Genomic DNA, 11,692 nt, shown 5'->3' on the forward strand with positions numbered 1-11,692 from the left:
GTCAATATCACGCACCCGGCCGGACCTTGTTCGACAAGGTCCGGCCGGCTGTGTCTCCGCCCCCGCCGAAACGTTCGGGCAACTCGCCTCGAACGTAACCCTTTAACCGTTTCGCACACCCCTGAAACGTGTGGATGCATGCCTGCGCACCCTTGACAGAGAGGTGTTCGGTTGCCGACACATCGGGCCGGGTCCGGCGGATTGTGTTGCTGCGGAGCGGTGACACGCCATAGAGTCGCCAACCGTCGGCATGGTGCCACGCTGACCTATCGATAAATGTTCCTGGTCACATCCAAGGAGGTAAGACGACTTGTGAATGAGTCGACATTTACTCCCGGGAGCGGTGCGCCAGGTGCCCCGATCGGCTCCGTCGCGGTGCGGACCTTCGCGACGCACCAGCCCATGACGAGTGCCCACACGATGAAGACGATGGACGGCCTACACGTGAACGCCACGGCCGGCAACGAGATGGGCCGAGAGTCCACCCACTTCGCCGCCTACGACGAGGTGCCCGAGGGGCACTTCTACGACCCCGACGCCGAGTACGAGCCCGATCCGGAGTACGCGGCCACCCTCGCACCCGACGCTGCCCGCCAGCGCCGCGAGCGGATCGGCCCCACCGGACGGCCCCTGCCGTACTTCCCGATCCCGGGTCCCCTGACCGACCACGGACCCGCGAAGATCATCGCGATGTGCAACCAGAAGGGCGGCGTCGGCAAGACCACGTCGACCATCAACCTGGGAGCCGCGCTCGCCGAGTACGGACGACGGGTGCTGCTCGTCGACTTCGACCCGCAGGGAGCCCTGTCGGTCGGCCTCGGCGTGAACCCGATGGAGCTCGACCTCACCGTCTACAACCTGCTCATGGAGCGGGGCATGTCGGCGGACGAGGTCCTCCTCAAGACCGCCGTGCCCAACATGGACCTGCTGCCGAGCAACATCGACCTCTCGGCCGCCGAAGTCCAGCTGGTCAGCGAGGTCGCGCGCGAGTCGACGCTCCAGCGCGCCCTGAAGCCGCTGATGAACGACTACGACTACATCGTGATCGACTGTCAGCCCTCGCTCGGCCTGCTGACCGTGAACGCCCTGACGGCGGCTCACAAGGTCATCGTGCCGCTGGAATGCGAGTTCTTCGCGCTCCGTGGTGTCGCGCTGCTCACCGAGACCATCGAGAAGGTCCAGGAGCGGCTCAACCCCGAGCTCGAGCTCGACGGCATCCTCGCCACGATGTACGACTCCCGTACCGTGCACAGCCGTGAGGTCCTCGCGCGCGTCGTCGAGGCCTTCGACGACCACGTGTACCACACGGTCATCGGCCGTACGGTCCGCTTCCCGGAGACCACGGTCGCCGGCGAGCCCATCACCACGTACGCCTCCAACTCCGTGGGCGCCGCCGCCTACCGCCAGCTCGCCAGGGAGGTGCTCGCCCGGTGTCACGCCGAGTGAGTCTGCCCGGAGCCGACGAACTCTTCCGTACGACAGGGGGGACGGCGCTCCAGGCGTCCGCACCCCGCCGGGCGGTCCCGGCACCTGCGGCCGAGAGCGACACGACGGCGGCCGAAGGATCCGCCGAGCACGCCCCGGCGGACTCCGAGGCCGCGGAGCCCCGCGCCCGGACTGCCGAGCCCGAGGCGCCGGCCGTCAAGGCGGCACCCACCGCCTCGGTGCCCGCCCCCGCGGCGGCGGCCCGGCGGCGCGGCGGCCGCACGGCGAACCGGCGGCCCAGCGGCCGCGAGCGCCACGACGAGAAGATCACGGTCTACGTCTCCGCCGAGGAGCTCATGGACCTGGAGCACGCCCGGCTCGTCCTGCGCGGTGAGCACGGTCTCGCCGTCGACCGGGGCCGGATCGTCCGGGAGGCCGTCGCGGTCGTCCTGGCGGACCTGGAGTCCCGCGGCGACGCGAGCATCCTCGTCCGCCGCCTGCGCGGCCGCTGACGGTAGCCTGCGGGCTGCCGTTCTCCTCGTTCCCCCTGGACCCCTCCGTGCACCACACCCCTGACGAAACGTCCCGCCCCCGCCGCCGCCTCCTGGGCCGCGGCCCGGGCGCGACGCCGGGGCCGGTCGCACAACCCGCACCCGCCGACACCTCCGAGGCCCTCCCGCCGTCCGCGCCCGCACCCGCGGGGGCGGCGGGGGAGGCCCCGGAGGCGGCGGCTCCAGGGGCGTCCGAGGGGCCTGAGGCCCCCGCGGCGCCTGAGGCGCCTGAGACCCCCGCGGCCGGAGCGCCCGAGACCCCCGCGGCGGCTGAGACACCTGCGGCCCCCGCGGCCCCTGCGATGCCCGACGCCCCGGAGGCCCACGGGCCGTCCGTGGTGTCCGAGGCTCATGGCCCTTCCGAGGGCACGGAGGCGGCCGACGGGCGCGACGGGCGGTTCACCGTGCGGCTGTCCAACTTCGAGGGGCCCTTCGATCTGCTCCTCCAGCTGATCACCAAGCACAAGCTCGATGTCACCGAGGTCGCGCTCTCCCAGGTCACCGACGAGTTCATGGCGCACCTGCGGGCCCTCGGGCCCGACGGGGACCTCGACCAGACCACCGAGTTCCTCGTCGTCGCCGCCACCCTGCTCGACCTCAAGGCCGCCCGGCTGCTCCCCGCCGCCGAGGTGGAGGACGAGGCCGACCTCGCCCTCCTGGAGGCCCGCGACCTGCTCTTCGCCCGGCTCCTCCAGTACCGCGCGTACAAGCAGATCGCCGCGATCTTCGAGGAACGCTGGGACGCCGAGGGCCGCCGCCACCCCCGTACCGTCGGACTCGAACCGCACCACGCCGAGCTGCTCCCCGAGGTCGTCATCTCCATCGGCGCCGAGGGCTTCGCCAAGCTGGCCGTCAAGGCCATGCAGCCCAAGGCCGAGCCCCAGGTGTACGTCGACCACATCCACGCCCCGCTCGTCAGCGTCCGGGACCAGGCCGCCGTGGTCGTCGCGCTGCTCCGCGAGCGCGGGACGGCCGTCTTCCGGGAGCTGATCGAGGACGCCGGCGACACCCTCACCGTCGTCGCCCGCTTCCTCGCCCTCCTGGAGCTCTACCGGGAGAAGGCCGTCGCCCTCGACCAGGAGACCGCCCTCGGCGACCTCACGGTCTCCTGGACGGGCGGCGAGACGGACCCCTCCGGGGCCGTGACCGACGAATTCGACCAGGAGGCCACCGCATGAGCGACCTCAAGCCCGCCCTCGAAGCCGTCCTCATGGTCGTCGACGAGCCCGCCACCGAGTCCCACCTCGCCAAGGTCCTGGAGCGCACCCCGCGCGAGGTCGCCGACGCCCTGCACGAGCTGGCCGACGAGTACACCGCCCAGGGCCGCGGCTTCGAGCTGCGGCGGGTGGCCGGCGGCTGGCGCTACTACACCCGCGCCGCCTTGGCCCCGGCCGTCGAGGCCTTCGTCCTGGAGGGGCAGCAGGCGCGGCTCACCCAGGCGGCCCTGGAGACCCTGGCGGTGGTCGCGTACCGCCAGCCGGTCAGCCGTTCGCGGGTCTCGGCGGTACGCGGAGTCAACTGCGACGGCGTGATGCGGACGCTCCTCCAGCGGGGTCTGGTGGAGGAGGCGGGCGCGGAACCCGAAACAGGTGCGATCCTGTACAGGACGACGAACTACTTCCTGGAGCGGATGGGCCTCCGAGGCCTGGACGAACTCCCCGAGCTCGCCCCCTTCCTCCCCGAGGCCGAGGCGGTCGAGCCGGACTCCCTGGAAGGCGTCCCGTCGTTCGACCCGGACGCAGACGTAGACGACAAGACGGAACTTTGATGCGAAGCAGCAGCGGCAGGAACAGCAGCGGAAACAACGGCGGGAGCCGTGGTGGCAACAGCGGCGGCCGCGGCGGCAGCGGCGGCGGCCGCGGCAACAGCGGCGGTGGCGGCGGGCGCGGGAACTACCGCGGCGCCGGCAACGGCCGCGACGACCGCCAGGGCCAGGGCGGCGGACGTCCCGGCCAGGGCGGCGGGCGTCCGGGCCAGGGCGGCGGCGGCCGGCCGACCGGCTCCAGCCCGCGCAAGGCGCGCCCGGAGGAGCGCACCTACGACGAGCGGTACAGCCCCGGCTCCTCCTCGGACGGCCCCAAGCGCGGGCGTGGCACGGCCGCGCGCGGCGGCGCCAAGGGCGGTCCCCGGCAGTCCCCGCAGCGCGGCGGCGGCCGTACGGCGCCCGCCCGCTCGCGCGAGTACGACGCCCGTACGGAGGAGCGCAACCGGGAGCGGTACGCCGGCAAGCCCGAGATCAAGACCCCCAAGACCTTCCCCGGCGCCGAGCAGGAGGGCGAGCGCCTGCAGAAGGTCCTCGCCCGCGCCGGCATGGGCTCGCGCCGCGCCTGCGAGGAGCTCATCGAGCAGGCCCGCGTCGAGGTCAACGGCGAGATCGTCCTCGAGCAGGGCATGCGCGTCGACCCGGAGAAGGACGAGATCAAGGTGGACGGCCTGACCGTCGCCACCCAGTCGTACCTGTTCTTCGCGCTGAACAAGCCGTCGGGCGTCGTCTCCACCATGGAGGACCCGGACGGCCGCCAGTGCCTCGGCGACTACGTCACCAACCGCGAGACCCGGCTGTTCCACGTCGGCCGGCTCGACACGGAGACCGAGGGCATCATCCTGCTCACCAACCACGGCGAGCTGGCCCACCGCCTCACGCACCCGAAGTACGGCGTGAAGAAGACCTACCTGGCCGCCATCACGGGCCCGCTGCCCCGCGAGGTCGGCCGGCGCCTCAAGGACGGCATCCAGCTGGAGGACGGCTACGCGCGCGCCGACCACTTCCGCGTCGTCGAGCAGACCGGCAAGAACTACCTGGTCGAGGTGACCCTCCACGAGGGCCGCAAGCACATCGTGCGCCGGATGCTCGCCGAGGCGGGCTTCCCGGTCGAGAAGCTGGTCCGCACCGCCTTCGGCCCGATCGCCCTGGGCGACCAGAAGTCGGGCTGGCTGCGCCGCCTGACCAACACGGAGGTCGGCATGCTGATGAAGGAAGTCGGCATGTAAGGCCCCGGCCGTACCGAAGAAGCCCGTGACCGCCCGTCGGTCACGGGCTTCTTCGTGTCCGGTGGGCCTTGTGGGGGACGACCGCGACGCTTTATAGTCAAGATGACTCTTAAAGAGATCGGAGGTGAGCCCCGCCGTGAACAGCCGGTGGACCTGGGCCCACGGGGGTGGACCAGGTCTCGACGTCCCGCCGACGCCCCGCACGGAGCGCGTCGAGGGGACCGGACTGCGCGCGGCGGGGATCACGCCATGAACCGTTACGGCCACGGCCTCGTCCCCGGCAGGTTCCACCCGCCGCACGCCGGCCACCACCACCTCGTCCGCACCGCACGCGACCGTTGCGAGCGCGTCACGGTGTTCGTCCGGGGCTCGTCCCTGGACGCCCTGCCGCTGGAGGACCGGGTCGCCTGGATGCGCGAGATCCACCCGGACGTCCTCGTCGCCGGCGGCACGGAGTACGCGGGCCCCGAACGGGTCGACGCCGTCTTCACCGCGCAGCCGTACGCGGACGAGACCGGCCGCCGCCTCGGCGCCGAGACCGTCCACGTCGACCGGACGCACCCCGTCTCCAGCGCCGCCGTCCGCGAGGACCCCACCGCCTTCTGGGACTTCCTGGAGCCGCCCGTACGGGCCGCGCTCACCCGGCGGGTCGTCGTCCTCGGCGCCGAGTCCACCGGCACCACCACCATGGCCCACGCCCTCGCCGACCACTACCGGCGGCGCGGCGGCGTCTGGGCCCGCACCCGCTGCGTACCGGAGTACGAGGGCGGGTTCGGCGCACCCGGGACCGACCTCCGCTCCTCAGACTTCCCCGTCATCGCCCAGCGCCAGGCCGAACGGGAGGAGGAGGCAGCCCGGGACGGCTCGCCCGTCCTCTTCTGCGACACCGACGCCTTCGCCGCCACCATCTGGCACGAGCGGTACACGGGCACCACCAGCCCCGCCACCTGCGAGATCGCCGCCCACGGCCGGCAGCACCTCTGGCTGCTCACCGACCACCGCGGGATCGCATCCGAGGACGGCCTGCCCTACGGGGAGCAGCTGCGGCCCTGGATGACCGCGCGCTTCCTCACCCAGCTCGCGCACACCGGCCGGCGGACGGCCGTCCTCACCGGCCCCCACGAGGAGCGGCTCGCGGCCGCCGTCGCCGCGGTCGACGAACTGCTCGCCGAGGGCCCGCACCTCACCGACACCCCGCCGGAGCGCCGATGACCGCCCACCGGGCCCCCGAGGGCTACGACCCCTACGCCTTCGTGCCCTTCGCCGTCACCGTCGACCTCGCCGTCCTCACCCTCCGCGAGGAGCGGCTCCACGTCCTGCTCGTCGAGCGCGGCCAGGAGCCGTACGCCGGATCCTGGGCCCTGCCCGGCGGATTCGTGCTGCCCCGCGAGTCCGCCGAACGGGCCGCCCGCCGCGAACTCGCCGAGGAGACCGGACTCTCCGAGTCCACCGTCGCCGGCCTCCACCTCGAACAGCTCCGCACCTACACCGAACCGGACCGCGACCCGAGGATGCGGGTCGTCTCCGTCGCCTTCACCGCGCTCGTACCCGACCCTCCGGAACCGCGCGGCGGCGGCGACGCGGCCCAGGCCCGGTGGATCCCGTACGGGACGCACGGCACGCTCGCCTTCGACCACGACCGCATCCTCGCCGACGCCCACGAACGGGTCGGCGCCAAGCTGGAGTACACCTGCCTCGCGACCGCCTTCTGCCCGCCCGAGTTCACCCTCGGCGAGCTGCGGCAGGTCTACGAGACGGTCTGGGGCGTCGAACTCGACCGCCCCAACTTCCGGCGCAAGGTCCTCACCACGCCCGGCTTCGTGCAGGCCGTGGAGGGACCGCCGCGCCTCACCGGCGGACGGGGGAAACCGGCCGCTCTCTACCGGGCGGGCGGGGCCACCACCCTCCACCCGCCCCTCCTGCGACCGGAAGGACGCCCCGCATGAACCTCACCCGCACCGCCACGAAGCAGGCGGCGACCGGCTCCCTGATCGGGCTCGCGCTCGGGGACGCGCTGGGATTCCCGACCGAGTTCAACGACGTGCCGTCGATCCTCGCCAAGGTCGGACCCTGGCGGCAGATGCCGCTGCCCGTCAGGAACGGCAAGGCGTACGTCACCGACGACACCCAGATGACCCTCGCCTTCGCCCGCGGCATCCGTACGGCGATGGACCGGGGGGTACTCGCTCCGGAACGGCTCACCGGGCCCGTCCGCGACGAGTTCGTCGCCTGGTACCACTCGCCGGAGAACAACCGGGCCCCGGGCAACACCTGCCTCCGCGCCTGTGCGCTCCTCGACGGCGACCGGGCCTGGCAGGACGCCAGCCAGATCCACTCCAAGGGCTGCGGCGCCAACATGCGGGTCGCGCCCATCGGCCTCGTCCCCGGCCTGAGCGAGGAGCAGCGGGCCGGTGCCGCGCAGCTCCAGTCGGCGCTGACCCACGGTCACCCCACCGCGCTCGCCGCCTCCGACCTCACCGCCCGCGCCGTGTACCTGCTCGCGCAGGGCGTGGACCCGGCCGGGCTCGTCGGACAGCTGCGCTCGTACGCGTACGAGAACCGCTCCCGCTACCACGAGCACTGGCTCGGCGACCTGTGGACCCGCTCCCAGGACCCCAGCGCCCTCCACTTCGTCCAGCGCGGCTGGGACGAGTGCCTGGCCGTCCTGGAGCGCCTCGACGCCGTCCAGCGCACGGCCGACCCGGAGCTCGACCCCTGCGAGTACACCGGCGACGGCTGGATCGCCGAGGAGGCCCTCGCGACCGGCCTGCTCTGCTTCCTGCTCTTCCCCGACGAGCCCCTCACCGCCCTCCGCCGCGCCGCCTGCACCCGCGGCGACTCCGACTCGATCGCCGCCCTCGCGGGCGCCTTCGCCGGCGCCCACCTCGGCGCGGACGCCTGGCCGAAGGAGTGGGAGGAGCGCGTCGAGTACCGCAGCGACCTGCTGACCTTCGGCGCGCTCTGGGACGCTTGATCCATGACGCTCACCCTGGACCCGGACCTCTCCGCCGTCGTCGCGGAACAGCCCGACCCCCTGCTCTTCGCGGCCGTCTCGGTCCCGCCCGGCTGCCCGAGCTCGTAGCGGCGAAGACGGAGGCCGAGCACCGGCGGGCCGAGGTGGATCCCGAGGCCGTACGGGCCGAGACGGAGGTCCTGCACGCGGTCCTGGACGAGGCCCAGGCGGCTTCGGGGCTCCCGGAGTCGGTGCGGGTCCACGACGCGCTGCACGACCTCGTCGTACGGGCCCGGCTAGAGCTCGCCCAGCGCTGAGGAGCGGCGGGCGCGGGTCAGGTAGTCCTGGATCCGGGCCTCGTCGGGGGCGGCGGGGAGGGGCGTCGTGTCGTGGGCACGGTCCGCCTCCTCCTGGAGGCGGTTCATCCAGGACTCGACCTCCGCCCAGGGCACCTCGCCGCGCCTGACCGCCAGGAGGCGGTCGCGGTCCTCGCCGACGTCGATGCGGAGCTCGCCCGTGCGCAGCAGGTCGCGGCAGCTGGTGAGGAGCCGCAGCAGGTGCATGGCGTGCTTCCAGCGCGGATGCCCGTACTGGCGGACGTCCGCGTCGAGCTTGCGGCGCTGCCCGCCCGCGTACCGCACGAAGGTCTGGTGGGCCCGGCGGGACAGGAAGGCGCCGCGCAGCGAGAGCAGCTCGCGGCCCCAGTCGTCGACGTGCTCGACGACGGGGGAGTGGAGGCACTCCAGGACGTTCGGGTTGTTGCGCAGGGCGAGCTCGCAGAAGCGTTCCAGCTCCCAGCTGAACTGCTCCGTGCGCGGGCCCTCCACATGCGCCGGGGGCTTGTCGAAGCGCCAGAAGAGGGGCGTCGGGGCGAGGTACACGCCCCGTACGTCCGTGTCGCTGTCCTCGGTCGCGAGACCGAAGGCGCGCGAGCCCATCACGCAGGAGTAGATCGTGTGCTCGCGCACCAGCTCGTCCGGAGTCATGCGGGGCAGATTACGCGAGGGTGATCGTTTCCCCCGAGACAATAATCTGCTCGGCCGGAAGGGGACGGGGCGCGGGGCCCGCCGCCACCGAACCGTCGGCGATGCGGTACTTGGAGCCGTGACACGGGCAGTCGATCGTGCCGTCCGCGACCTTGTTCACCGTGCAGCCCTGATGGGTGCAGATCGCCGAGAACGCCTTGAACTCGCCCGCCACCGGCTGCGTCACGACCACCTTCTCCCCGGCGAAGACCGTGCCGCCGCCGACCGGGATCTCGGAGGTCCTGGCCAGGGGCGCGGGGCCGCTCGGCGCGGCTGTGCCGGTCGCGGCCGGTTCGCTGGTGGCCGGCGCGCTCGTCTTCGTACCGTCGTCGCCCCCGCCGTCCGAGCCGCAGCCCGTGGTCAGGGCCGCCGCGGCGAACAGGACGGTACGGCGGGTCGTGGAGCTCGAAGTCATGCCGCCAGCTTCGCCGCGCACCGCCCCCGCGGCTCGCAACACGCCTGCCCGCCCCCGCCGCCTACTCCGAGTGGCGGAGTGCCCCGGTTCGGGTGACATTGGGCGTGTTCCGTACCGGACGAAAGGCAGGATCATGGCGGGTAACCCCGGCAACGACCTCGGCAGTCTCCTCGGCGGTCTCCTCGGCGGCGGCAGCGCGGGCGGGCAGGGCGGCGGCAACATCCTCGGCTCCCTCCTGGGCGCACTCATGAGCGGCAAGGCCGGCGGCGGGGGCAACGGCTCGAACCCGCTCGGCGGCCTGCTCGACATGCTCACCAGGTCCGGCCTGGCCGACCAGGCCCAGTCCTGGGTCGGCACCGGCGAGAACCAGGCCGTGAGCGGCGCCCAGATCGCCGAGGCCCTCCCCGACGACGCGCTCCAGAAGGCCGCCGCCGACGCCGGAGTCAGCGCGCAGGAGGCCGCCGACGAGATCGCCCGGTCCCTGCCGCAGGCCGTCGACAAGCTCACCCCGAACGGCTCGCTGCCCCAGGGCGCCTCCCTGGAGGACATCATCCGCCAGCAGCAGCTCTGACCGGCCCGCGCCGTCGCCCGCCCGCCGCTCCGTCTCGGAGGGCGGGCGCGGCGGCGCGCCGTCCCCGCCGCTGACTAGGCTGAACGGAGCACTGACGCAGGCGAAGGAGCACGACGTGGCGGTACGAGCGGTCCGAGGAGCCGTCCAGCTGGAGCGGGACGAGGCCGGACACATGCGCGAGCAGGTCGAGGAGCTCCTCACCGCCGTGCTCGAACGCAACGGGCTCACCACCGACGACCTCATCAGCATCTGGTTCACGGCCACGCCCGATCTGCACAGCGACTTCCCCGCAGCCGCGGCCCGGCACATCGGGATCATCGACGTCCCCCTGATCTGCGCACAGGAACTCGACATCGAGGGTGCGATGCCGAGGGTCGTCCGGCTCCTCGCCCACGTCGAGACCGAACTGCCCAAGTCCCGGATCGCGCACGTCTACCTCGGCGCCGCGGCCGCCCTGCGCAAGGACATCGCCCAGTGAGAACAGCCCTCGTCATCGGTACCGGCCTCATCGGCACCTCCGCCGCCCTCGCCCTCGCGGGCCGCGGCGTCACCGTCCACCTGCGCGACCACGACCCGGCGTCCGCCCGCACCGCCGCCGCGCTCGGCGCGGGCACCGACGAGGCACCCGAAGGCCCCGTCGACCTCGCCATCGTCGCCGTACCGCCGGCGCACGTGGCCACCACGCTCGCCGAGGCCATGAAGGCCGGAGTGGCCCGCGGCTACCTGGACGTGGCGAGCGTCAAGGGCGGCCCGAAGCGGGAGCTGGAGGCGCTGGGCCTCGACCTCACCGCGTACATCGGCACGCACCCCATGTCCGGCAAGGAGCGCTCGGGGCCGCTGGCCGCCACCGCCGACCTCTTCGAGGGCCGGCCCTGGGTCCTCACCCCCACCCGGGACACCGACACCGAGGTCCTCAACCTCGCCCTGGAGCTCGTCGCCCTGTGCCGGGCGGTGCCCGTCGTCATGGACGCCGACGCCCACGACCGGGCCGTGGCCCTCGTCTCCCACACCCCGCAGCTGGTGTCCTCGATGGTCGCCGCGCGTCTGGAGGAGGCCGACGAGACCGCCGTACGGCTCTGTGGGCAGGGCATCCGCGACGTCACCCGGATCGCGGCCTCCGACCCGCGCATGTGGGTCGAGATCCTCTCCGCCAACCCCGGGCCTGTCGCCGACGTGCTCTCCGGCGTCGCCGCGGACCTCGACGAGACGGTGCGGGCGCTGCGGTCGCTGCAGTCCTCGTCGGAGGACGACCGGCGCGACGGCGCCACGGGCGTGGAGGACGTCCTGCGGCGCGGGAACGCCGGGCGGGCCCGCGTTCCCGGCAAGCACGGTGCCGCGCCCACGGTCTACGAGACCGTCGCCGTCCTCATCAGCGACCAGCCGGGCGAGCTGGCCCGCATCTTCGCCGACGCGGGGCGGGCGGGGGTCAACATCGAGGACGTCCGCATCGAGCACGCGACGGGGCAGCAGGCGGGTCTGGTCCAGCTGATGGTGGAACCCTCGGCGGCGGGTCCGCTGGGCGCGGCCCTCCAGGAACGGGGCTGGTCCCTCCGCACGACCTGAGCCCTTCCGTCGTGGGCAGGCGTTCCGCCGGGGCGGTGCCCACCCGCAACGGAGCGGTGCCCCCGCCCGTTGTGGGCAGGCGTTCCGCAAGGGGCGATGGGGGCCCCCTGCTCGAGCGAAGCCGAGAGCTTGGGGGAGGGTGGGCACAACGGACGGCGCCCTTGCCGGCGCCAGAGGCTCCCGCGCCCTGACCCGCAC

General features: G+C 73.2%; 14 protein-coding genes. 12 read left to right on the top strand and 2 right to left on the bottom strand.

The genetic code is table 11. The features are described 5' to 3' along the window. Positions 1-420: 420 nt before the first annotated feature. The 9 genes from ABT041_RS37085 to ABT041_RS37125 all read left to right on the top strand — a co-directional run bounded on the left by ABT041_RS37085 (position 421) and on the right by ABT041_RS37125 (position 8,237). The gene (locus ABT041_RS37085) at positions 421-1,446 is read left to right on the top strand and encodes a ParA family protein (RefSeq protein WP_030212665.1); all 1,026 of its coding nucleotides are present in this window, start codon (positions 421-423) and stop codon (positions 1,444-1,446) included. Beyond that, positions 1,443-1,937 carry a hypothetical protein gene (locus tag ABT041_RS37090; RefSeq protein WP_502976698.1) on the top strand — a complete coding sequence of 165 codons (495 nt, stop codon included), beginning with the start codon at positions 1,443-1,445 and terminating at the stop codon, positions 1,935-1,937. The genes ABT041_RS37085 and ABT041_RS37090 overlap by 4 nt, the downstream gene beginning before the upstream one ends. Before the next feature lie 35 nt (positions 1,938-1,972). Next, positions 1,973-3,154 (top strand): segregation and condensation protein A, encoded by a 1,182-nt coding sequence (locus ABT041_RS37095; RefSeq protein ID WP_502976699.1) that lies wholly within the window; start codon positions 1,973-1,975, stop codon positions 3,152-3,154. Beyond that, complete coding sequence (gene scpB / locus ABT041_RS37100; RefSeq protein ID WP_351193039.1) at positions 3,151-3,744, top strand: SMC-Scp complex subunit ScpB; 594 nt, start codon at positions 3,151-3,153, stop codon at positions 3,742-3,744. Before ABT041_RS37095 ends, scpB begins: the two co-directional genes overlap by 4 nt. After that, complete coding sequence (locus ABT041_RS37105; protein WP_351193042.1) at positions 3,744-4,967, top strand: pseudouridine synthase; 1,224 nt, start codon at positions 3,744-3,746, stop codon at positions 4,965-4,967. The genes scpB and ABT041_RS37105 overlap by 1 nt, the downstream gene beginning before the upstream one ends. A 249-nt stretch (positions 4,968-5,216) precedes the next feature. After that, positions 5,217-6,179, top strand: coding sequence for an AAA family ATPase (locus ABT041_RS37110; RefSeq protein ID WP_351193044.1), 963 nt, complete (start codon positions 5,217-5,219; stop codon positions 6,177-6,179). Beyond that, positions 6,176-6,913, top strand: a complete 738-nt coding sequence (locus ABT041_RS37115) for an NUDIX hydrolase (protein ID WP_351193046.1) — start codon at positions 6,176-6,178, stop codon at positions 6,911-6,913. Before ABT041_RS37110 ends, ABT041_RS37115 begins: the two co-directional genes overlap by 4 nt. Beyond that, positions 6,910-7,941 (top strand): ADP-ribosylglycohydrolase family protein, encoded by a 1,032-nt coding sequence (locus tag ABT041_RS37120; protein ID WP_351193048.1) that lies wholly within the window; start codon positions 6,910-6,912, stop codon positions 7,939-7,941. The genes ABT041_RS37115 and ABT041_RS37120 overlap by 4 nt, the downstream gene beginning before the upstream one ends. A 143-nt stretch (positions 7,942-8,084) precedes the next feature. After that, positions 8,085-8,237, top strand: coding sequence for a hypothetical protein (locus ABT041_RS37125; RefSeq protein WP_502976696.1), 153 nt, complete (start codon positions 8,085-8,087; stop codon positions 8,235-8,237). On the opposite strand, the gene ABT041_RS37130 is transcribed toward ABT041_RS37125, so the two are convergent. Together ABT041_RS37130 and ABT041_RS37135 are read right to left on the bottom strand one after the other, a co-directional pair. Next, positions 8,217-8,906 carry a nucleotidyltransferase domain-containing protein gene (locus ABT041_RS37130; protein ID WP_351193051.1) on the bottom strand — a complete coding sequence of 230 codons (690 nt, stop codon included), beginning with the start codon at positions 8,904-8,906 and terminating at the stop codon, positions 8,217-8,219. The genes ABT041_RS37125 and ABT041_RS37130 overlap by 21 nt on opposite strands. Positions 8,907-8,916: 10 nt before the next feature. Beyond that, positions 8,917-9,360, bottom strand: a complete 444-nt coding sequence (locus ABT041_RS37135) for a Rieske (2Fe-2S) protein (protein WP_351193054.1) — start codon at positions 9,358-9,360, stop codon at positions 8,917-8,919. 133 nt (positions 9,361-9,493) lie between these two features. On the opposite strand from ABT041_RS37135, the gene ABT041_RS37140 reads away from it, so the two are divergent. From ABT041_RS37140 to ABT041_RS37150, 3 genes are all read left to right on the top strand, one after another. Further along, positions 9,494-9,931 carry a YidB family protein gene (locus tag ABT041_RS37140; RefSeq protein WP_351193057.1) on the top strand — a complete coding sequence of 146 codons (438 nt, stop codon included), beginning with the start codon at positions 9,494-9,496 and terminating at the stop codon, positions 9,929-9,931. 115 nt (positions 9,932-10,046) lie between these two features. Further along, a complete protein-coding gene (aroH, locus tag ABT041_RS37145; protein ID WP_351193060.1) occupies positions 10,047-10,409 on the top strand; it encodes a chorismate mutase in 363 nt (120 codons plus the stop codon). Further along, on the top strand, positions 10,406-11,494 hold the full coding sequence (locus ABT041_RS37150) for a prephenate dehydrogenase (protein ID WP_351193063.1): 1,089 nt from the start codon (positions 10,406-10,408) through the stop codon (positions 11,492-11,494). The genes aroH and ABT041_RS37150 overlap by 4 nt, the downstream gene beginning before the upstream one ends. Positions 11,495-11,692: the final 198 nt, after the last annotated feature.

Origin of the sequence: Streptomyces sp. NPDC002825, assembly GCF_040295385.1 — a bacterium.
Classification (GTDB): domain Bacteria; phylum Actinomycetota; class Actinomycetes; order Streptomycetales; family Streptomycetaceae; genus Streptomyces.

Excerpts from the sequence above, each read along its gene's own strand:
- ABT041_RS37120 (WP_351193048.1), top strand. The coding sequence starts at position 6,910 with ATGAACCTCACCCGCACCGCCACGAAGCAGGCGGCGACCGGCTCCCTG.
- ABT041_RS37085 (WP_030212665.1), top strand. The coding sequence starts at position 421 with ATGAAGACGATGGACGGCCTACACGTGAACGCCACGGCCGGCAACGAG.
- ABT041_RS37115 (WP_351193046.1), top strand. The coding sequence starts at position 6,176 with ATGACCGCCCACCGGGCCCCCGAGGGCTACGACCCCTACGCCTTCGTG.
- ABT041_RS37110 (WP_351193044.1), top strand. The coding sequence starts at position 5,217 with ATGAACCGTTACGGCCACGGCCTCGTCCCCGGCAGGTTCCACCCGCCG.
- scpB (WP_351193039.1), top strand. The coding sequence starts at position 3,151 with ATGAGCGACCTCAAGCCCGCCCTCGAAGCCGTCCTCATGGTCGTCGAC.
- ABT041_RS37140 (WP_351193057.1), top strand. The coding sequence starts at position 9,494 with ATGGCGGGTAACCCCGGCAACGACCTCGGCAGTCTCCTCGGCGGTCTC.
- ABT041_RS37135 (WP_351193054.1), bottom strand. The coding sequence starts at position 9,360 with ATGACTTCGAGCTCCACGACCCGCCGTACCGTCCTGTTCGCCGCGGCG.
- ABT041_RS37130 (WP_351193051.1), bottom strand. The coding sequence starts at position 8,906 with ATGACTCCGGACGAGCTGGTGCGCGAGCACACGATCTACTCCTGCGTG.
- ABT041_RS37105 (WP_351193042.1), top strand. The coding sequence starts at position 3,744 with ATGCGAAGCAGCAGCGGCAGGAACAGCAGCGGAAACAACGGCGGGAGC.